Annotated in this window: 14 protein-coding genes; 7 read left to right on the forward strand and 7 right to left on the reverse strand. The window is 50.4% G+C overall.

Annotated features, from left to right (window positions below; translation table 11 throughout):
- Positions 1 to 167 precede the first annotated feature (167 nt).
- Positions 168 to 1184, reverse strand: coding sequence for an aspartate carbamoyltransferase (locus tag ACJJI3_RS12205; RefSeq protein ID WP_413664546.1), 1017 nt, complete (start codon positions 1182 to 1184; stop codon positions 168 to 170).
- Positions 1185 to 1295: 111 nt separating this feature from the next.
- Positions 1296 to 2750: an exodeoxyribonuclease I gene (gene sbcB, locus ACJJI3_RS12210; protein WP_444939878.1), complete on the reverse strand. Its 1455-nt coding sequence runs from the start codon at positions 2748 to 2750 to the stop codon at positions 1296 to 1298.
- A 142-nt stretch (positions 2751 to 2892) separates the two neighbouring features.
- Here sbcB and argS point away from each other — a divergent pair, with 142 nt between their 5' ends.
- The 5 genes from argS (at position 2893) to ACJJI3_RS12235 (ending at position 11280) form a co-directional block, all read left to right on the forward strand.
- Positions 2893 to 4629 carry an arginine--tRNA ligase gene (gene argS / locus ACJJI3_RS12215; RefSeq protein ID WP_444939879.1) on the forward strand — a complete coding sequence of 579 codons (1737 nt, stop codon included), beginning with the start codon at positions 2893 to 2895 and terminating at the stop codon, positions 4627 to 4629.
- 162 nt (positions 4630 to 4791) lie between these two features.
- Positions 4792 to 5679, forward strand: coding sequence for a dTDP-4-dehydrorhamnose reductase family protein (locus tag ACJJI3_RS12220; RefSeq protein ID WP_444939880.1), 888 nt, complete (start codon positions 4792 to 4794; stop codon positions 5677 to 5679).
- 181 nt (positions 5680 to 5860) lie between these two features.
- Complete coding sequence (locus tag ACJJI3_RS12225) at positions 5861 to 7339, forward strand: nucleoside hydrolase (protein ID WP_444939881.1); 1479 nt, start codon at positions 5861 to 5863, stop codon at positions 7337 to 7339.
- A gap of 495 nt (positions 7340 to 7834) precedes the next feature.
- Entirely contained in the window at positions 7835 to 10726 is a 2892-nt protein-coding gene (gene gcvP / locus ACJJI3_RS12230; RefSeq protein WP_444919167.1) for an aminomethyl-transferring glycine dehydrogenase, read from the forward strand.
- Between the two features lie 134 nt (positions 10727 to 10860).
- Positions 10861 to 11280 carry a zinc-ribbon domain-containing protein gene (locus ACJJI3_RS12235; RefSeq protein ID WP_444939882.1) on the forward strand — a complete coding sequence of 140 codons (420 nt, stop codon included), beginning with the start codon at positions 10861 to 10863 and terminating at the stop codon, positions 11278 to 11280.
- 139 nt (positions 11281 to 11419) lie between these two features.
- Here ACJJI3_RS12235 and ACJJI3_RS12240 read toward each other — a convergent pair whose 3' ends face one another.
- The 5 genes from ACJJI3_RS12240 to purU form a co-directional block, all read right to left on the reverse strand.
- Complete coding sequence (locus ACJJI3_RS12240; RefSeq protein ID WP_444939883.1) at positions 11420 to 12739, reverse strand: glycosyl hydrolase family 18 protein; 1320 nt, start codon at positions 12737 to 12739, stop codon at positions 11420 to 11422.
- 113 nt (positions 12740 to 12852) lie between these two features.
- Positions 12853 to 15660 carry a TonB-dependent receptor gene (locus ACJJI3_RS12245; protein ID WP_444939884.1) on the reverse strand — a complete coding sequence of 936 codons (2808 nt, stop codon included), beginning with the start codon at positions 15658 to 15660 and terminating at the stop codon, positions 12853 to 12855.
- Between the two features lie 380 nt (positions 15661 to 16040).
- A complete protein-coding gene (locus ACJJI3_RS12250) occupies positions 16041 to 16772 on the reverse strand; it encodes an AraC family transcriptional regulator (RefSeq protein ID WP_413664535.1) in 732 nt (243 codons plus the stop codon).
- 87 nt (positions 16773 to 16859) lie between these two features.
- Positions 16860 to 17276 (reverse strand): hypothetical protein, encoded by a 417-nt coding sequence (locus tag ACJJI3_RS12255; RefSeq protein WP_444939885.1) that lies wholly within the window; start codon positions 17274 to 17276, stop codon positions 16860 to 16862.
- A gap of 70 nt (positions 17277 to 17346) precedes the next feature.
- Positions 17347 to 18186: a formyltetrahydrofolate deformylase gene (purU, locus tag ACJJI3_RS12260; protein ID WP_444939886.1), complete on the reverse strand. Its 840-nt coding sequence runs from the start codon at positions 18184 to 18186 to the stop codon at positions 17347 to 17349.
- Between the two features lie 83 nt (positions 18187 to 18269).
- Here purU and pepQ point away from each other — a divergent pair, with 83 nt between their 5' ends.
- Both pepQ and ACJJI3_RS12270 read left to right on the forward strand, forming a co-directional pair.
- A complete protein-coding gene (pepQ, locus tag ACJJI3_RS12265; protein ID WP_444939887.1) occupies positions 18270 to 19571 on the forward strand; it encodes a Xaa-Pro dipeptidase in 1302 nt (433 codons plus the stop codon).
- A 205-nt stretch (positions 19572 to 19776) separates the two neighbouring features.
- Entirely contained in the window at positions 19777 to 21828 is a 2052-nt protein-coding gene (locus tag ACJJI3_RS12270; protein ID WP_444939888.1) for an amidohydrolase family protein, read from the forward strand.
- The last annotated feature ends 22 nt before the right edge of the window (positions 21829 to 21850 follow it).

Genomic DNA, 21850 nt, shown 5'->3' on the forward strand with positions numbered 1-21850 from the left:
CAACGCCAATATTTGGATATTGAGTGCCACAGCGAACAAGCAAAATCACTTTAGCATTCACGACACCCTAAACCGGAAACAAAAAACCCCGGCTAATTCCATCAGATTAACAGAATTAGCCGGGGCCTTGTTTATTTCCACCGGGATTTACGCCCAGTTGAGTAGTTTTATACCCGATTGCGTCGGCTATACCAGTTCACATCGCGGGAATATTTATCTACCTGATTCTCAACACCCAGCAACATGGCAAACAGAGCCATACGCACCAGCAAGCCATTGTCGGTCTGGCGGAAAATCGCCAGGCTCGGATGTTCATTCAGGTCGGTATCCAGTTCATTCGCCTCTGCCCGTGAATCCCGTGGCAGGGGGTGCATAATTACCGTGTTAGGCTCTGCGTGGCGGGTAAAAATAGCCTTATTCAGGCGGAAGCGCCCACGGTAGCGGTTGGCCTCTTCCTGAGAGGCGAAACGCTCTTCCTGGATACGGGTGGAGTAAACAATATCCACATGGGAGATAGAGGATTCCAGCTGATCAGTAACCGTCACCTCGTGCCCGGCCCCGCGCAGCATCTCCACAATCATTTCCGGCATCGCCAGTTCCGGTGGAGAAACCAGGGTAATCTGCACCTTGCCAAACAAACACAGCAGTTTGCACAGGGAGTGCACCGTGCGGCCGTGCTTGAGGTCGCCGATCATGGCGATACGAAAATCATCCAGGGTGCGACCGTGCGCAGCCAGTTCCTTGCGAATGGTGTAGAGGTCCAACAGTGCCTGGGTGGGGTGTTCATTGGCGCCGTCGCCGCCATTGACCACCGGCACACGACTCGCTTCAGCAAACTCAGCCACCGACCCTTCTTTTGGGTGGCGCATACAAATCACGTCGCTATAGCCCGATAGCACTCGGGCGGTGTCGTAAAGGGATTCGCCCTTTGCCATAGCGCTGGCAGTAATTCCTACCGTTTCACGTACAGTACCGCCCAACAGATTAAAGGCGGCTCCAAAACTCAGGCGAGTACGGGTGCTCGGCTCCATAAACATATTGCCGAGAATCGCCCCTTCCAATACTCGCGTTACCTTTTCACGCTGCGCATAGGGGGTCATGGCGTCAGCTACATCAAATACACGCTCTATGTCGGCGCGCTCAAATTGGCTGACCGACAGAATATTGGCTCCGATAAAGTCCATGGTTACTCCAGTGGTTGCGCCTTGTGGGCGCCGGGTATTCGCGAGCGGCATTCTACTCGGGCACCAGGAAAGAGCCCAGAGGAAGAACGGCCGCTGACGTGATTCGACACATTAGGCGAGTAAGCTATCGCCCCAGTTCTCCAGCTCTGTAATCAGGGAGATGCGCTCCGGGTGCTGAACCCGCAGCTCAGACAGCTGGCGGAAGTAATCTTCCAGGGTGATTGAGGCCCCGGCAGTAGCGTCAGTTAAGCGCTGGAAACACCAGATCTGCCAGCGCTGGTGCTCTTCCTCAGACAGGGTCTCGGGGAAATTGCGCGCCCGCATACGGAATAGCAGCTCGGGTAGGCGCTTATCGGTGAAAGGCACTTCACCCGCCAAAGCTTCCGGACCTCGGGCCGCCAGTCCACGGTGCAGTTCACGGCAGATATCGCGGTCAGAGTCGCTGAGGAATCCACCATAAAGGTCCGCTTCCACATCTCTCTCAGGGAATTCCCGATCCAGGAATACGTTGTGCAGCTTTTCTGTCAAATCGATATCTTTGAGCTTCTGCCAGTTCGCCTCACAGGTTGCGCGATCGATACCCAGCTCTGCGGCGCGCTTGTCATCCAGCATATTTGCGGGCGCCAATACCGGGCACTTGTTCAAATGCACCAGTTTCAGCCCTACCGGCAACTCGCCCTCACCCAGCTTGTCGCGAGAGGTGTATAGGCGCTCTCGCAGAGTGTCTGCATCCAGGCTGAGTAACGGCTCGGGGTCCATCGCCAGGTTGGCAACAATAACCGCATTGCGATTAACCGGGTGACTGGCCAAGGGCATCACATAGGTCAAGTGACCATGATTAGCAGAGACCTTGCCGGAAATATGCAATAGCGGACGACGCTCGCGCATATCGATCATCTTGGCGGCCTCTTGCTTGCGGCGCAGGCGGAACACATAGTCGTACAGCTTTGGTTGCTGTTTGCGGATCAGCCTCGCCATATCAATGGTGGCGTGCACATCCGACAGCGCATCGTGGGCGCCCTCATGGGAGATCCCATTGGCAGCGGTCAATTCTTCCAGGCGGAAGGACGGCGCACCGTCCTCACGGGTGGGCCACTGGATTCCCTCTGGGCGCAGGGCGTAGGTGAGGCGCACCATGTCAATAATGTCCCAACGGCTGTTGCCGGAGCGCCATTCCCGTTCATAGGGATCGAGCAGATTGCGATAAAGGGTGTAGCGAGTTACCTCGTCATCAAAACGCAAACTGTTGTAGCCCACCCCACAGGTGCCCGGCGCACCCAGTTCGGCGAGGATGCGCTGGATAAACTCTATTTCCGGCACTCCATTGGCCAGGGCTTTCTGCGGGCTAATGCCAGTCACCAGGCTCGCCATCGGCTGTGGCAGGCAATCCACTGAAGGGCGACAGTAAATCATCAATGGCTCGCCGACGATATTCAGTTCTTCGTCGGTCCTGATACCGGCAAACTGCGCCGGCTTGTCGGCACCCGGGTCTGTACCCCAGGTTTCATAATCGTGCCAATAAAGTGTGGTAGAACTCACGGTACCTCCATAATTTGGCGGCATCATACCACCGAGAACCTCCTCGTCTGGACACCCAAGTCGAGATTTCGAGCACTCCGGACCAACTCCTTTGCCAACGCTGGTTGCAAAGCCGCCACCGCCCATTAAAATTCGGCGTTTCCACGAATTTAAAACAGCACTTCACTCTATGAATATTCGCCACCTCCTCACCGACAAATTCCAGGCCGCCATGCTCGCCGCCGGTATCCCCGAAGAATGCGGCCCGATTGTGGCACCTGCGAAGAAAGCCGGATTTGGCGACTACCAGGCCAATGGCGCTATGGGCGCTGCCAAGCGTATGGGCACCAACCCGCGCGAGCTGGCTGGCAAGATCCTTGAGCAGCTGGATAAGGGCGATATGATCGAAAAGGTCGAGATCGCAGGCCCCGGTTTCTTGAATATTCACTTGAGCGAACAGTGGCTGAGCCAGCAGCTATTGGCCGCCCAAGGCGACAAGCGCCTGAATATCGCCTCGGTTGAAGAGCCCAAGACCGTAGTCATCGACTATTCCCATCCCAACCTGGCCAAGGAAATGCACGTAGGCCACCTGCGCACCACCATTATCGGTGATGCCCTGGCACGACTGTTGGAGTTCCAAGGTCACAAAGTAGTTCGCCAAAATCATATGGGCGACTGGGGCACCCAATTCGGCATGTTGCTGGCACACCTTTCCGACAAGCTGGCAGACAGTGATGCAGAAGTGGCACTGGCCGATCTGGAAGTCTTCTACCGCGAAGCCAAGGTTCGCTTTGATGACGAAGAAGGCTTTGCCGATCGCGCCCGTGAATACGTTGTAAAACTGCAAGGCGGAGATGAGCAGTGCCTGAAACTGTGGAAGCAGTTTATTGATATCTCTATCAGCCACTGCGAAGAAATCTACTCCAAGCTGAATGTCACCCTCAAACAGGAAGACGTTTACGCTGAAAGCCAGTACAACGATGATCTGCCGGTGCTGGTAAAAGAGCTCTTGGATAATGGAATCGCTGTTGAAGACCAGGGCGCGATCGTTGTTTTCCTGGAAGAGATGGCCGATAAGGAAGGCAACCCCAGCCCGATGATTATCCAGAAGAAAGGCGGCGGCTACCTGTATGCCACCACCGACCTTGCCGCTATCCGCTACCGTGCCAACCAACTCAGTGCCGACCGTATCCTATATGTTGTTGATGCTCGCCAGTCCCTGCACCTACAGCAGGCCTTTGTCGCCTCACGCAAAGCGAGCTTCCTGCCAGAGTCGGTTTCTCTTGAGCATTGCGCTTTTGGCACCATGATGGGCGACGACGGTAAACCATTTAAGACCCGCACCGGCGGCACCGTAAAACTGGCAGCCCTCCTGGATGAAGCAGTAGAGCGTGCAGAGAAACTGGTGGCTGAGAAAAACCCGGAGCTGGATGAAAAAACCTGTGCAGAAATTGCGCGCAAGGTGGGCATCGGTGCGGTGAAATATGCGGACCTAAGCAAGACCCGCACTAACGATTATATCTTCAGCTGGGAATCCATGCTGAGCTTTGAGGGCAATACCGCCCCCTACCTACAGTATGCTTACACCCGCGTACGCAGTATTTTCCGTAAAGCCGGTATTGAGCCGAGCGAGCTCAAGGGCGATATCCAACTGGAAAGCCCACAGGAACGCGCCCTGGCAATTAAACTAAGCCAATTTGGCGAAGTACTGGACCAGGTAGCCAAAGATACCTTCCCGCACGTACTCTGCACCTACTTGTACGAACTGGCCAGCGCCTATATGAGCTTCTACGAAGCCTGCCCAGTATTGAAAGAAGGCGTAAGTGAACAGCAGAAGCACAGCCGCCTGCAATTATGTAATCTAGTGGCCAGCACTATCGCTACTGGCCTCGATCTGCTTGGCATTGAAGTGATGGAGCAGATGTAAATTGCTTCAGCCCGGTATCACCTTCTGTAACTTTTCAGATAGGCAAACCGGGCAGCATCCGGGTAGGCCGCCTTCAGTTGTGGCCTACCCAACCATCCTGCGCCATCTTTTATCCCACTCAGGCCACACGTTTCCCGCCAGCCTGACAAAAGGAAATCACCCGTGAAAATACTGATTACCGGCGCCTCCGGCCTATTGGGGCGCAGTGTATTTAAACAGCTTTCCAGCAATCCGGTTTTTTCTGTTACCGGTACCGCCTTTTCCCGCGCGGGAGAAAATTTAATTCGCCTGGACTTATCCGATAGCGAAGCGGTGAAGACCTGCCTGCAACAGGTTAATCCCGATATTGTCATTCACTGCGCCGCCGAGCGCTGGCCTGATCGCTGCGCCGACAGCCCCGACACCGCCTGGCAGCTCAATGTCAGCAGCACAGAATTCCTGGCGAAATACTGTAACGAAAACGATACACAATTAGTGTATATCAGCACCGACTATGTTTTTGATGGCAGCACTCCGCCCTACAAAGCTGATGACAATCCCAACCCGGTTAACTTCTATGGCCGCAGTAAATTGGCAGGGGAAGAGGCGGTACTGAATAACGGCAATCACTGGGTTTTGAGGTTACCCTGGTTATTCGGGCCCGTTGCCTATCTGGAGGAATCCGGCATCACCGCCCTACTGGATACTTTGCGCAAGCAAAAGCCAGCCACGTTGGATCACTGGGCTATTCGTTTTCCCACCAGTGTTGAGGAAGTGGCTGAAGTATTGGAGCAATGCCTGCTAAAAATTCGTAGTGGTATGAATTTTGAAGGCATTTACCAGTGGAGTGGCGATACGGCCTGCACACGCTACGAGCTCGCACACATTATTGCCAAGGCTTGCAATCTGAATGCCGAACACCTGAGCGCTGAAAGTGAACCCAATTTTACAGTGCCACGCCCTTACAATTGCCAGCTGGATAAATCAAAACTGATAGATATGGGGATTAGCAGTAGCGAACCCCTGGAGCAACAGCTGTTACGAAATTTAAAGCCATTTATTGAAGGCTGATTTAAACAGCTTTCAGACAAAGCGCTACAGGGAAGTATCGCTGCCGGCCATGTTCCGGCTCCCACCTGTGTAATACCGTTAACTCATACAACAAACGGTGCTACAAGGTGGCAATCGAGTAGATCAGGGAAGAGCTATTGGATTGCCGAGTAAAACCACTCGAATATTTAGGGAAGGATAAATGAAATTAAAACACTGGTTCTCTGCAGGAGCTCTGGTACTGGGCAGCCTAACCACATTGGCTTCTTGCAACGCGGATAGCGGACCTCACAGCAAGAAACCACACCAGGCCATCAAGACTGAAAACGCCCAACCCATTATCTGGATTGGCGACTTCAATAACTTTGATGATGCCGTAGCACTGATGCTAATCGCCAAAGACCCACGCTATACCCTGGAGCTGGCTGTCGTTGAGGACTCTTTCAATACCGTAGCGCACGGGGCCAACACTGTTTACAACATCCTCGAATGGCTGGGAAATAACGATACCCAGGTTATTCGCGGAGCCTATTTTGCCACAGAAGAAGTCGCCTACGGCGCAAACGGCAAAGCTTCAGTATCTCCGGTAAATGACGATAAGGCCGTTCTCGGCAGAGAAGACTATCAACTGCCCAACTCCTCCGATTTCTCCACCGGTACCTGGAACCTGGAGCGCCGCAACGCCATGGGTATCAATCTCTACGGCCAGTATGTACCCGGCCCCTGGCGTGACAACGGCTCCACCTTGTATGGAACTGACCACCTAATCCCGCGCGCAAAACAGGAGCACTACCGCTACCAAGGTAACAATGGTGTCTCCTTCAATTTTGAGCTGGCCGAAGACATTATCCTGGAAACGATGGATAACCTGGAGCAACGCCCAGTAGTTTTCAACACCGGTAAACTCACCACCCTGGCCCGAGCACTTGGCAAAGCCAGCGAAGAGCAGCTGGCTAAAATTGACCGCGTTATTATGATGGGCGGTGGCTTTGAGAATTATGAGCCGTTTACTGAGAATCACGAAGCAGCCTGCTTTGGCGATAAATCTAGAAATCTGGGCGGCAATATTTTCTCCCACCCCAGCTTTGGCTGTGACAGCGACTTCAGTACCCATCAGGAATTCAATATTCTGCTCGACCCACTAAGCGCACAATGGGCCTTCGACGCCCTGAGTAAAAATCGTATTGAAACCTATCTGGTTCCGACCAATTCAACCGATATGGCCAAAGTACAAGGCAGCACCATCGAAGCCCTCGCAGAGCGCCGCGCAACTCCGGAAGCCTGCTACACCTCCCAACTCCTCAGTTCCATTCGTGAATTTGAGGGTGGGGATTTCCAAGGTAATGGTGACTTCGCCATGGATGCCGTTATTCGCCTGTGGGACATTATTGCTGCCTTGGTACTGTTGGAGCCCGAAACTTTAGAGATGGATTTGGTACCCGGATTTATCGAAGTAGACCAGTTAAATGCCGGACTGGCTGACAGTATGACTCCTTATGATCCCATCACCTTCGACCCAACTGTGGGGAAAACCACCCTTGCTGAAAATGGCGAGGGCTTGCCAGTAAATGTGGTTATGGGCATCAACCACGATGCCGCCCGTACTGCGATGATTGAGCGCCTGCGTGATCGTTTTAATGCAGCCCGGAAGGGAGCTAGGTGTCGAGCTAAACAGCATTAACAAAGAGACTGTTAGTGCATAGGAACCTTTTGACTACTCTGTATTGCTCTTGTGGACTATTCAGAGGGTTCCTAAACCCATCAAAGCGTCTATAGCCAACCTGTTCCACTTTCGAGGCCATTTAAACTCCCAGATGACCCCTTTCGTCAAATCCACTCCATCCTGTGTAGAACAAAATCGCCTCAGCCAAAATATCACAGGATTTAACCCACTTTTTGCGCCCAAATTTAGCAGTTTCCTCGATCAAATCCCGCAGATTGCCCCTACTCGCCCCGGTTGCTAAGATGCGCGCCTGCCGCTATGGCCCGGCTTCTCCTTTGGTTTCGTATTGCGACACTGGGGCTGCCAGCAAACCGATTCTCCCAAGCGTTACCCTCGCCTATCCGCAACGCGGAGGCCCGAGGCTTTCCACAGGAAAAGCGGTACCGAGGCCAGGTGCTATTTTTAACCGCGAGCGCACCACGACGACTCCCTGCGACTACAGGAACGAAGTTTATGACCCAACCATCGCTGCAGCAGTTGGAACAACACGACGCCTTTATCCATCGCCATATCGGCCCCGATGCTAAACAGGTAGAGGCCATGCTGGAAACCCTCGGAGTTGCCAGCCTCGAAGAGCTGATCAAGAAAACCGTGCCCGAAGCCATTCGCAAGACCGATGAGCTGGATCTGGCCGACGCGATCAATGAAGTTGAGGCCCTCGCAGAGCTGAAAGATATCGCGGCGCGCAACAAGATCTACCGCACCTTTATTGGTATGGGTTACCATGACACCATTACCCCCAATGTGATCCTGCGCAACGTGCTGGAGAATCCGGGTTGGTACACCGCCTATACCCCTTACCAGCCGGAAATTGCCCAGGGTCGCCTGGAAGGCCTGCTGAACTTCCAGCAGATGATTATGGACCTCACCGGTATGGAATTGGCCAACGCCTCCATGCTGGATGAAGGTACCGCAGCAGCTGAAGCCATGGCCATGTGTAAGCGCCAGGTCAAACGCAACAAATCCAACGTCTACTTTGTAGACCAGGACTGCCACCCGCAGACCATCGCCGTAGTTAAGACCCGCGCCGAGCACTTCGGCTTCGAAGTAGTTGTAGGCGATGTGGAAAAAGATATCCCCGCCGAGCTGTTCGGTGCCCTGCTGCAATACCCCGGCAGCACCGGCCGCGTACGCGACCTAACTGACATTATTGCCAAAGTACACGAAGCCAACGCACTGGTAACCGTGGCCGCTGATCTGATGAGCCTGGTAGCCCTCCGAGCCCCGGGTGATATGGGCGCAGACGTAGTTGTTGGCTGTAACCAACGTTTCGGCATCCCCATGGGCTACGGTGGTCCCCACGCTGGTTTCTTCGCCTTCCGCGAAGCTTACAAACGCTCCGCACCAGGTCGTATTATCGGCGTTTCCGTCGACAGCAAAGGCAAGCGCGCCCTGCGCATGGCTATGCAAACCCGCGAACAGCATATTCGCCGCGAGAAAGCCAACTCCAATATCTGTACTTCCCAGGTGCTGTTGGCGGTAATGAGCGCTTTCTATGCGATTTACCACGGCCCTGAAGGCCTGAAAACCATCGCTGCCCGCATCCAGCGCCTGGCAGACATTCTCGCTTCCGCCCTGCAACAGGAAGGCTTTAACCTGGCCCACGACAGCTGGTTCGATACCCTGAATATCACCGTTGGCGCCAAGCAGGAAGAGATTTACCAGCGCTCCCTGGCCGCTGAGATCAACCTGCGTAAAATTGGTGAAGACGCCCTGGGCGTGAGCCTGAGTGAGACCGCCACCCTGCAGGATGTGTCCGACCTGATCAATGCCTTTATCGGCACCGAACACAGCATCGATCTGCATACTCTGGACAGCGAAATTGCCAGCAAGGGCTCTCTGGGTGTACCCGCCGCCCTAGCGCGCGATACTGAATTCCTGACCCACCCGGTGTTCAACACCTACCACTCCGAGACCGAGATGCTGCGCTATCTCAAGTCTCTGGAAGCTAAGGATATCGCCCTGAATCACTCAATGATTCCCCTGGGCTCCTGCACCATGAAGCTGAACGCCACCGCCGAGATGATCCCGGTCACCTGGCCAGAGTTCGGCAAGCTGCACCCCTTCGCACCAGTAGATCAAGCAGAAGGCTACGCGGAAATGTTCCGCCAGCTACAGCAAATGCTATCCGCCTGCACCGGTTACGATGCGGTGAGCCTGCAGCCCAATGCCGGCTCCCAGGGTGAATACGCAGGCCTGGTTGCTATCAAGAAGTACTTCGAAGCGAAGGGCGAAACCCAGCGCGACATCTGCCTGATTCCCGCCTCTGCCCACGGCACCAACCCGGCATCCGCCATGATGGTGAGCATGAAAGTGGTTGTGGTTGCCTGTGATGATAAAGGCAATGTGGATATCGAAGACCTGAAAGCCAAAATCGAAGAGCACGGCGACCGCGTTGCCGCACTGATGGTCACCTACCCGTCCACCCACGGGGTGTTCGAGGAAGGTATCCGCGAAGTTTGCGATCTGGTTCACCAGGCTGGCGGCCAAGTTTATATCGACGGTGCCAACATGAACGCCTTGATCGGCGTCGCAGCTCCGGGCCAGTTCGGTGGTGACGTATCCCACCTGAACCTGCACAAAACTTTCTGTATTCCTCACGGTGGTGGCGGCCCCGGTATGGGCCCGATCGCTGTTGGTGAACATCTGAAGCCCTACCTGGCGGCCCACCCGGTGACTGAAGTACCGGAAACCAATCTGGATAACGGCACCATCTCCGCCGCTCCCTGGGGCTCCGCCAGCATCCTGCCGATCAGCTGGATGTATATCCGTATGATGGGTAAGCAGGGTATGAAGCAGGCTACCGAAATGGCGATCCTAAACGCCAACTACGTAGCCAAGAAGCTGGGTGAGCACTACTCCCTGCTCTACACCGGTACCAATGGCTTTGTTGCCCACGAATGCTTGGTTGACCTGCGCCCACTCAAGGAAGCCAGCGGCATCACTGAAGAGGATATCGCCAAGCGTCTGATGGACTTTGGCTTCCACTCCCCCACCATGTCCTTTCCGGTAGCCGGCACCCTGATGATCGAGCCTACCGAAAGCGAATCCAAGGGTGAGCTGGATCGCTTTATCGAGGCTATGGCGACAATTCGCCAGGAAGTGGAAGATGTCACCAGCGGTAAATACACCCCTGAGGACAACCCACTACACAATGCCCCTCACACTCTTGAGGATGTAATGAGCGGTGAGTGGACCCATAGCTACTCCCGGGATATTGCTGCACGCCCAGCGGCGTGGTTAAAAGAGCACAAGGTGTGGCCCGCTGCTAACCGTATCGACAACGTATACGGCGACCGCAACCTGATCTGCTCCTGCCCTCCTATTGAGAGCTACGCTGAGTAAAATCAGACACTCTCACAGGAAGGAATAAAAGCGGGCTCTATGCCCGCTTTTTCATTTTTATTAGGCCTAATTAACCTTCGTACCACCCGCAAAGCTTTCCCCTTTTCCTCTCAATCAATGGTAAGGAACACCCAGTGAAAAGCGGCAAACAAAGAAGAACCGAAATTAAGCAAGCTCGAAGAAAAAGAATAGAGAAGTTAAATAGAGGCAAGATCCTTGATCAGTTCAGTGGCCCCATTCCCGACTGGGCTATTACAGTAGATAGGGCAGCAATTGTGCACCATTCTTACTACATTGACATTCCTCTCTACTACTTGGATCGAGAATTTCAATGTAAAGATTGTGGCTCAGATGAAGTATGGACGGCAAAGCAACAAAAATGGTGGTATGAAATCGCCAAAGGAGACTTTGAGACCTCTGCGATTCGCTGTCGTCCCTGTAGGAAAAAAAGAAACCAAGCCAAAGCAGAACAGAAAGATCATATGGAAGCAATGGCAAAGAAAAAGCCACACCCCAATGAGGCCTTCTTTAAAAAGGGCTTTATTAAAGAATAGTACAGGTGCATCCAGTAAGAACCAGAAATCGCTCCTTAGGAACCGAGTATAAGGATTGTATTTCGGAGTGTTTACAATCCACTCCGAAATAGATTTACTAAAGAAAATTAACTAAATCACAACTATCAATATTTTTGAACTACTTAAGGCAATTAGGAAGCGCTGAAGTACCTGGCCATATTGTAGAAAGGTAACTGCTAGAATCTTTAGTCACATTAAATATCATAGTGCCACCTCCAAGGTTATTATTTTCGTTACAGGAAGCCAAAGCACTTGCAGTAGATGCACCATTCATCACAGTGGAAGCTCCAACACCTAGCTTAGACTTATCAACACCCAGATTGATATATTTCTGGATTCGTGAAGTACAGCTTGAGCCCAACCAATAGCTCATCTCCCAACCATAAGTTAATTGGTCGCCCAGTTTCTTCCCATTCCATTCAGCCTGAAAAGCATCGGTATCACTCCAGAGTGCTTTAGAAATGATTTTACTCGGCATTTTCTCTCGCAATGCACTAGTCACTTTTACCAGGGAGTCAGAATAGGTTTGGCTGCACTGTGAGTACTCATCATCAATATCAATACCATCCAGACCATACTGATCCACGGCATCTTTCAGCTGCTGAGCAAAGTCATCAGCGGACTGCTCATCGGCAAAACAGGACCAACCTGCATTTTGGTGATTTCCGAGAACGCTGAGCACCACTTTCGTACCCTTGTCTTGCAATTCTTGTACTGTACTCAAATTGTTATTGAGCAAGTCTGACACTTGGTCATTAAAATGCAGTACAGCTTTCTGACCATCGTAATTAATATTTGCCGCGAAGATCACAGCTATATCAAACAACTGGCTGCCATCGCTCTCTGTAAAGCAGCCTGCATTGCCCAGGTTATTACTATTAACTTCTACGTAAGCAACTTTAGGCGCTGACACACTTTCCTGAGGAGTATCAGATTTACACAGAGTTGAGCCCAGCTCACGGATTTCATTCTTACCTGAACCACACCCATACCCGCTGCCATCCATGGAGGCATTATCGGCAAGATTTGCAATTTCCCAGTCCCCCAGGACGGAACACAGCTCATCCTTATAGATTTGAGCCTCAAGATAGGTGACCGGGCTTGCATCAGTTGCACAGCTGCTTCCACTAACAACATGAGGCGCTGAAGGTTCGGATTTACACAGTGTCATGGATAATTGGCGACTTTCATTACTCGTCAATTGGCAATTATTTCCCAGATGTTCTATTGAGGACCCGTCTGATAAACCAACCAAATCACCATTATTGAGAAGATCACAAAATTCATTAGGATAATTAAGCGCTTCAGAATAGCTTACTGTTGTAGTGTCCGAGGGACAGTCATCCGAATTGACGACTTCAATATCTGCGTATGCACCAGTCTGAAATAAAATGGTGGCACAAGCAGCCTGCATTGCTCTACGTGTCGATTGTTTCATATTTATGCTCATTTTTATTATGTGGTTATGTAAATTCTATAATCTAATATCGATAGTCAAAAAAAATGGTGTAGAGCTTACACTCTACACCCAATACTACGATCAACGAGGTATTAGAATTTATAGTTTGCACCAATATATAGTCTGCGCCCAGAGTAATTATAATAAGTCATTCTGTTTTCCTGCTTCCAGAACCCCTCTGCCTTTTCCTCCGTTAAATTAATGATAGATGCCGTGAAATTGAGGTTTTCATTGAAGGTAAAGCTGGCATTAAGATCAAGCTGCCCATAAGCTTTATCGTATAAATTATACCCTTGGTGAAGCCCCCCAGCTCGATCATCTTTCCAGTTATAAGATGCTCGCACACTGTACAAATCATTTTCATAATAACCGGAAAGATTGTACTGGTGCTTAGCCGTTCCAGGAATTTCTGCCTCAGTTTCTTCACCATTAACAAACACCCCTGAAGTACTGGTGTCGGTGTAGGTATAATTTGCCATTACACCAAAACCACTTTCGAACGCGTGTTGTGCAAACAGCTCAACGCCTCTTGAAGTTGCCTCAGCACCACCCGTTTTTGTGGTCATGTCGACTTCAATGGGTCCATTGCAGCAATTGTGCTCACGTGATACAACTTCAGTTGTGGTTATAGGAAGGTTGCTGATATCCTTACTAAATAATGTTGCCCCAAGTGCGGAAGCATCAAAGTAATACCATTCAATTCCCAGGTCGAATTGATTGGAAAGCATCGCTTCTAGCCCAGTATTTGCTGAAGTGCCAGTCCCACGGCCGGTCCAAGAATCCGGCGAGTTAATATTTACAGGGGGGCCATAAGACTCAGCCTGCCCCAAATCAGCATAACTAACTCGAGACATGGTTTTTGCTGCAGCAAATCGTATTACAAGGTCATCAGTTAGATCCCAGGCAATATTCAAACTTGGCAGGAAGTTTTCACTATCAGCACTTCGGTTATTTGCATTGGTGATATCTGTCTCTTGACCAATGATGTCATCGTACGTCGAGGTAGTTAAGTCGGTATTAACATAGCGGACACCAAAGTTACCCCGGAAGGCTTCCCATTCAAAATCTGCCTGTGCGTAAAGTGAAAATATTTTCTCCTCGATGGTATAGGTACCGGATAAGACAGGAACTACAGTCCGGGTAAAATTATCACTAACGTAGGCTTTAAGCGCATCTATATCAAAAGGCAGATAGTTAATAGCCCCGGTATCGCCTGCGCTATTATCGATTACGCTGCCGCCAAGTAAGATTGAAGTGTCTGGATGAAAATCCGGGTTGTGGAACCATTCGGTACCCGACAACCACCCACGATAACCACCGTTATCCGAAATACCGTCATCCCACAAGAAAGTATCTCTTAGGGACTTGGCTTCATGATCCCGATATTTAGTACCGACATAGATTTTGTTAACAATTCCCCAATTGGTATCAAATCCCAGGTCAAGCTGATAATAATCTTCCCTATCCCGATTTTGGGTAGCGTCAGAACTAAACCAGTCATAGTATGGATAGGCCTCCTGATCCGAGGTGAGATCTGTAGAGATTTCGTAGCTAGGTTCCCCGTCGGCAATAGACCACAGCCAACTATTTACGGAACCATAACGTGCATCCATATTTGCCATGGTTCTTTCGGAGACACCTCCTTTTGCAGAGCTGCGCCCAATATTCACTGCTGCCGTGTAAGAGTCACCTTCATACAGAATTTCGAGGTCGAATGTATGAGATTCTGATTCACCGTAGCTATCCTGCCCGGTCAATTGCGGAGACATTAAACCTCGCTCTACCTCGACACCACCATTGACATCAGCATCGCCCCAGTTATCAGCATTTAGCAAGCCGTTATCACCGTTGCCATAGGTGACCACGGTATCCCCTTCCAGCTCAACGCCAAAGTAAGGGTTATGGTTATCATTCCATTCAGCTAAGGTGAGATTCTGACTACGGGTGTCGTATCCCAACTGGGAACCGAAATAGTTCAGAGAAAATTCCAAGCGCTCAGTAGGCCGCCATTGAGTGGTAATTTGATAACCATCCCTGGCCCTATCCTGCTCATGATTACCAATACCCATAGCTCTGGGCGCCCAAACATTGTTGTAAACTTCACCAGTTTCCTGGTCAACAATTGCCGGACGCTCAGCACCTTCAACTGTATCTGAATGGAATCGCCAATGGCTCGCGTAGTTTTCAATTGAGGTTACGGTTCTGTCCTGCTTGGTATAGCCAGCCAGGATACCAAAGGTTTCACTCTCATTTTTCCAGGAGTAAAAAGCACTATATTGAGGTTCCCACTGCTCATTAGTATCTGAGTAAGTGGTTTCAGTAGTTATAACACCCTCACCAGAATCCATTTCCAGAGGCTTACGACTGTGTAGAATAACCGTTCCGCCAATTCCTCCTTCATCAATTCTAGCTTCCGGGCTTTTGTAAACTTCTACTTTGCTAATCATGTTGGATGGCAACAAAGTGTAATTAAAGCTTCGAGAAGGCGCTTCTCCATCAGAGGTTGCAATGTAGTTACCATTTAACTGAGTCAAGGTCCACTCGGCACTGGTGCCACGAATACTGACTCGACTACCCTCTCCACCACTACGTGTAATTGTGATTCCTGGCACGCGCTGAAGAGAGTCTGCAACATTCTTATCCGGGAACTTGCCCACATCCTCGGCGGTTATCGCGTCTACAATAGCATTAGAATCCCGCTTAATTTCCAGGTTTCTGGTATTACTCTCAAGAATTCCGATTACCTCAATATGATCCATCGGTTTGTCTTTCTCAGAGATATCATCAGCAATCGCCACGCTACTAATGGCTAATGAAATAGCGGAGACTAGCGATTTCTGCTTAATCTCCCGACTCCAGATTTTGACCGTGGTTCGTCTATTATTCTTGACTGTTTTCATAGTATCCCAACTTTCTTTTCTTATAAGTTTTTTAAAAGAGCCCCTCTCCAAATTGGAGAGGGGCGAGAAACCGTCAGGGGACCCTAAACCCCGTAATGACAGTCCACTTGTTGAGCACTAAAACCCTAAGAAAAAAACGGGATAAGGGGGTAATAGAAACTGAGACAGGAATAGAACAAAATCGGCGTTTGGAATTTTGGAGAACACTAAGGGAAAGGTATTAAAAGGTATGAAAGGCCAAAATTCGATTATGGATTTACAGGATATTCAACAAATAGATAAACTATTTTTAAAGGGAAGAAAGCCAGCACCAAAACATTTCAACAAAAAACTTCTATTGATTATCCATCTCTAAGTAGTTCAGGAATGGCCTATCGCATTCAAAGTTGAGACTGAACTTCTTCTCTATAAATAGCGGGAAGCTGCCCAAACATGGTCTTGAAATGTCTACTGAAGTAACTGTGAGATGGAAATCCGACACGGTATGCGATTTCAGAAATTGGCCGCTGAGTGTCCACCAGCATACGACGGGAGTTCTCTAACCTAACCTCTCTGACAAACTGCATTGGAGTTTTCTCCAAATACTTTTTAAATCGCCTCTCAAGGGCGCTAACAGACAAACTGGCTACCTCTGCTAGCTGTTCGACAGTAATCGGCTGACTGTAATTATTTTTAATATATTCAACAGGCTTTTTCAGCTTATCCATTCTGGAGAGCGTTTTGACCGTTTCATTAAGGTCGCGAGCTACGCCATAGGTACCAATAATTTTTCCAGTGGAATTCTTTAGTGGGCGCTTGGATGTCGTAAACCAAACCAACTCTCCACTTTTCCCTATATTCAACTCCAGTCGATCTGTAATCGTTTCGCCCTCCATCACTCTTTGGTCATCACGCATATAGTTTTTTGCGAGATAAGAGGGGGAAAAATCCATATCAGAGCGGCCCACAACCTGATTAAGGGACCTACATCCAACATGCTCAATAAACTCTCGATTACAATGTACTACGTAACCAGAATCATCTTTTACCCAAAAAATAATATCTGATATTAAATCAAAAACCGCAATAATCTGCTGGGTAGACACCATTTCCAATATTGATTCAGACTTCATTATTATTATCTACAATAGCTGGTAAAGAGCCCCTGCATTTTTACATCGGTTTGAATTACTGCACAGGTCTAGCAAGCAGAAAAGGCACTAAAAAGCGCCTTCTCGGCACTCTCCCCGCACCTCACCACCATATGCGGAAATAACCCGTTCAATTTCAAAATAGCCACGCTCACAGAAACCGGTTTCCAACATCTTTTGTTCGAGAGCCCAATCTAAATAACGCTCTACACGGTCACTTGAACGGCCTCCCAAACCGATAGTATCCCGCTGCATTCGACGTTGAGAACTAGGCTGGTTTGAAACTGGGGGAGGAAGATCCTGTCGATCCTTCTCAAGAGTAAATGTAAAACGCTTAGCTCCATTTTGAGCAATCTCAGTTACAAACGACTCTTTCATTCCGGGAATCGGCTTGTTGCTGGAACAGGCACTGAGAAAAATAGGTAACGCTAGGCTAGCGGCAATAAATAAACGGGCCTGAAAACTGCTAATATTTTTATTATTCACTCAAAATCCTCTCTAAACACTAACCTGCTTTACTACATCGAGCGCAAAGTTAGTATTGTTTACTGCATTTCTATTTAAATACCACTGTTTTATTTCCGTGTATAAACACTCGTTCCTGCAAAACTAGTTGCAGCGCTCGAGTCAAAACCAATTTTTCAACATCCCTACCCGCTTCCGCCATGGTTTCTGCAGAATAGGCATGATCCACATGTATTACATCCTGTTCAATGATCGGCCCTTCATCCAGATCATCGGTAACAAAGTGAGCTGTGGCTCCAATAATTTTTACTCCACGCTCGTAGGCCTGCTGATAGGGCTTGGCCCCAATAAATGCAGGAAGAAAAGAATGGTGGATGTTGATAATGCGCCCACTATAGCGAGCAACAAAATCAGGGGTTAGCACGCGCATATACTTGGCCAGCACCAAATAATCTGGATTGTACTCATCCACTAAGGTGGCCACTTGCTGCTCGTGGGCTCCGCGCTCCATCCCCTCTGCAGAAATACAGTGGAAAGGAATATCAAACTTCTGTACCAGCCCCTCCAGATCCGGGTGATTGCCGATAACAGCTGCGATCTCCACATCCATAGCGCCGGAATAGCACTTCATCAGGATATCACCCAGGCAGTGGGGCTCACGGGTAACCATCAGCACCAGGCGTTTCTTCCGCTCTATGGATACCAAGCGACGCTCTGCGCCCTGGGGCAGTGTCATATCCAGATCTTCCAGGAAGGTGGCATCGTTAAAGATACCCTCCAGGGCAGTGCGCATAAAGAAGCGCCCCTCAACCCGGTCCACAAACTCATCATTCTTGATGATGTTCAGCTGGTGCTTGTAGCAAATATTGGTAATCTTTGCGATCAGACCCTTATCATCGGGGCAGTCGGTCAGCAGTATCTTCTTTTCCATGGTCAAATTTCAGGCCAAATATCCAGAGACCAGACTATACACTATGCCGACTTTACGATTCAGCGATCCATTCCGGGGAGAACATGGATAAAAACCTTTACGCCGATCATATGGCCACCCTGTGCCGCCGCTACGACGAAATCCTCGAGCAGAGCGGGTTTGATACCCTCAACGTATTCAGTGGCGCTCCCAGGGTGCAGTTCCTGGACGATAACTATTACCCGTTTAAGGTGAATCCCCACTTTAAGGCACTGGTTCCCATTACCGACAACCCCCACAGCTGGGTTATCTATCAGCGCGGACAAAAGCCAAAGCTTTTGTTCTACCGCCCAGTAGACTTTTGGCACTATGTACCGCCGGCACCCCAGACCTTCTGGAGCGATTTCTACGATATCGAGCTACTGAGCAAGCCGGCCGATGCCCAGGCGTTCCTGAGCCCAGAGAATGCCGCTTTTATCGGTGAGAGCGACAAGCTGCAAGGCTGGTCACTGGGGGAGGAAAATCCGGAGCTTCTGATCAACCGCTTGCACTGGGCCCGCGCTTATAAAACGCCTTATGAGGTCGCCTGCCTGCGTGAGGCGAACCGCATTGCGGTCAATGGGCACCGCGCCGCCGAACAGGCTTTCCGCAGTGGCGCCAGTGAATTTGAGATCAATCAAGCCTACCTGGGCGCTGCTGGCCAGGGCGAGAACCGTATGCCCTACGGCAACATTGTTGCCCTGAATGAGCATGCCGCAATCCTGCACTACACCCACCTGTCTACTGAGCGCCTGCCTGAGCCGCAGCTGAAAAGCTTCCTGATCGATGCGGGTGCTGACTGCAATGGCTACTGCTCTGATATCACTCGCACCTACGCCTATGCCGATAATGAGTTCGCAGAGCTGGTAGCGGCAATGGATGAAAAGCAGTTGCAGCTGGTAGACGGCCTCAAACCTGGCCTGCCTTACCCGGAACTACATCGCCAGTGCCACTTAAACGTGGGAGAGCTGTTGGCCCAATTTGGCATAATCAAAACCTCTGCCGAGAATGCCGTGGAATCCGGCTTAACTCGCCCCTTCCTGCCACACGGCCTGGGTCACTTCCTCGGCCTCCAGGTACACGATGTCGGCGGTCACCAGACCGGCCCCGATGGAGGCACGACACCCCCACCGACCGAGTACCCGTTCCTGCGTACCAGCCGAACTATCGAGGAGAACCAGGTATTTACCATCGAGCCAGGGCTCTACTTTATCGATAGCCTATTGGGAGAGCTAAAAGACTCAGACCTCGCTGCCGAGGTTAACTGGGATAAGGTCGACAGCTTCCGCCCCTACGGCGGCGTCCGTATTGAAGACAATATTGTCGTACACGCAACCGGCAACGAAAATCTTTCTCGCACCCCTTAGTTCATAGACTAAAGCAATATTGTGAGAGTGCTTACAAGTAAGCGCTCTCGCAATACCTTTACCTTACTCCGAAAGTTAAAACATTAAAGAACGCCCTACCGCTCCCGCTTTTCCTCTCGCCGCTTGCCCCCCTAAGCTGCTTGCCCCCTCACCGAAAAGAAGCCAAAGTCCATCACCGGTATTACAACAAGAAAAGGGACAGTTCATGAGAAAAAAAACACTGGCAACGCTTATCGCAGCCACAGTTCTAGCCGCAGCCAATAGCGCTTATGCAAAATCAATCGAGTATATTTTTTACGATAAAGAGGGCATTGCTGGCTCTGAAGTTATTCATCAGGATGGAACAAAGGTATCTGGTGAATTAAAGCTCGGCTGGAATAACCGTCGCCTAAACCTCAAGGAGAGTTTCACTATCGGTGAGGCGGCAATGCCCGAGCAATTATCCATTGAAGGGATCAGCCCATTTGGTGCTCCAGTGAGTGAAGAATTTTCCCTGGAAAATGGTGTCGCTCGCTGGAAAGGTTCCGATGAACATGGCAGCGCAAAAACTTCCGAAGCCCAATTTTATATTCCCAAGAACAGCACCCTTGCCGTACAGGCGCAATTGGTAAAAGCACTGATTGCCGATGCAGATCAAAATATTGATTTACTGCCGCAAGGAAAAGCACGCCTCCATAAGCTTGATAAAGTGACCCTGCAACAAGGCGAGAAAAAGAAAACGGTCCACCTTTACGGCGTAAGCGGCCTGGGCTTTACCCCAGATCTCGCCTGGTATGATGACAATGGGGATTTATTTGCCTCCGACGAAGGGGGATGGTTCGCCATCCTGCGCAAAGGCTGGGATAAATCTCACCTCGAAGAACTGAAAACCCGGCAAGTCGCAGCCGCAGACCAGTACCTGCAAAGTATTGCCAAGAAACATACCCACACATCAACCCAACCCATCCTGATCAGCAACGTCAACCTGGTTGATGTTGAATCTGGCAAACTGCAGAAAAAGCAGCATGTTCTGATCAAAGATGGAAAGATCGCAAAAATCAGTAAAAAACCGATCAAAGCCAACGGGGCAACCACCATTGATGCCCGTAACCATACGCTGATCCCCGGCCTCTGGGATATGCACGCGCACTTATCCCCTACCGATGGTGTTCTGAATATGGCCGCTGGCATTGTCAATGTTCGCGACATCGGTAATACCCATGAAAGTATCATGCGTATTGAAGGCATGTTTGAGTCAGAGCAAATCATTGGCGGCGACCTTTTCCGTGCGGGCTTTATGGACCGGGAAAGCGAAAATGCCATGCGAATGGGCAAGACTGCGGACAGCCTGGAAGAAGCCAAGGATATTGTCGAGTGGTATGCCGATCGCGGCTATCAGCAAATTAAAACTTACAGCTCGATGGAGCCCGAGTGGATCGCTCCCTTAGCCAAGCATATCCACGAAAATGATATGCGTTTGTCCGGTCATATTCCTGCATTTATGACCGCCGAAGAGGCAGTGGACGCGGGCTTTGATGAAATTCAGCATATCAATATGCTGTTTCTGAATTTTATGGGCAAGATAGATACCCGTAAAAGACTGCGCTTTACAGAAATCGGAGAGCACGCCCACGAGCTGGATCTGGATAGCAAAGAAGTGGCTACTTTCCTGGATAAGCTAGCCAAAAAAGGCACTGTCGTAGACGCAACCACCACCGTATTCAGTTCGATGTTACTGCGCCAGCCGGGCAAAGTAGATCCTGAGTTTGCCGATATTACCGACCACCTTCCAGTCAATATCCAGCGCGCCTTTGTTGGGGCCGAACTGGATGTGAAGCCGGAACACCGGGATGACTACGACCTTTCAGCGGAAGCCCTGCTGGCCATGATGCTCAAACTACACGAGCACAAGGTCACTATGGTCGCGGGCTCCGATGGCATCCCCGGATTTACCCTGTTACGCGAACTCGAACTCTATGCCAAAGCAGGTATTCCCAATATTGATGTACTGCGCACGGCTACACTGGTACCGGCGCAGGTTATGGGGGCCGACGAGTACACTGGCAGTATTGCAGTGGGAAAAAATGCAGACCTGGTTTTACTGGAGGGAAATCCCCTTGAGGATATTACCGCGCTGCGTCGCACTGCACTGGTGCTCGAGGGACAAAATATGTATCGCCCGGATGAGCTTTACACTGCCTTGGGTATTAAACCTTTCCACCCTTCAGTGCCATTTGAATTAAATAACACTACTACAGTAGCCACCAAGTCCGAGTAAGCAAAAAAACAGAAGCGGAAAA

Source organism: Microbulbifer maximicatervae (SeqCode) (assembly GCF_052466985.1).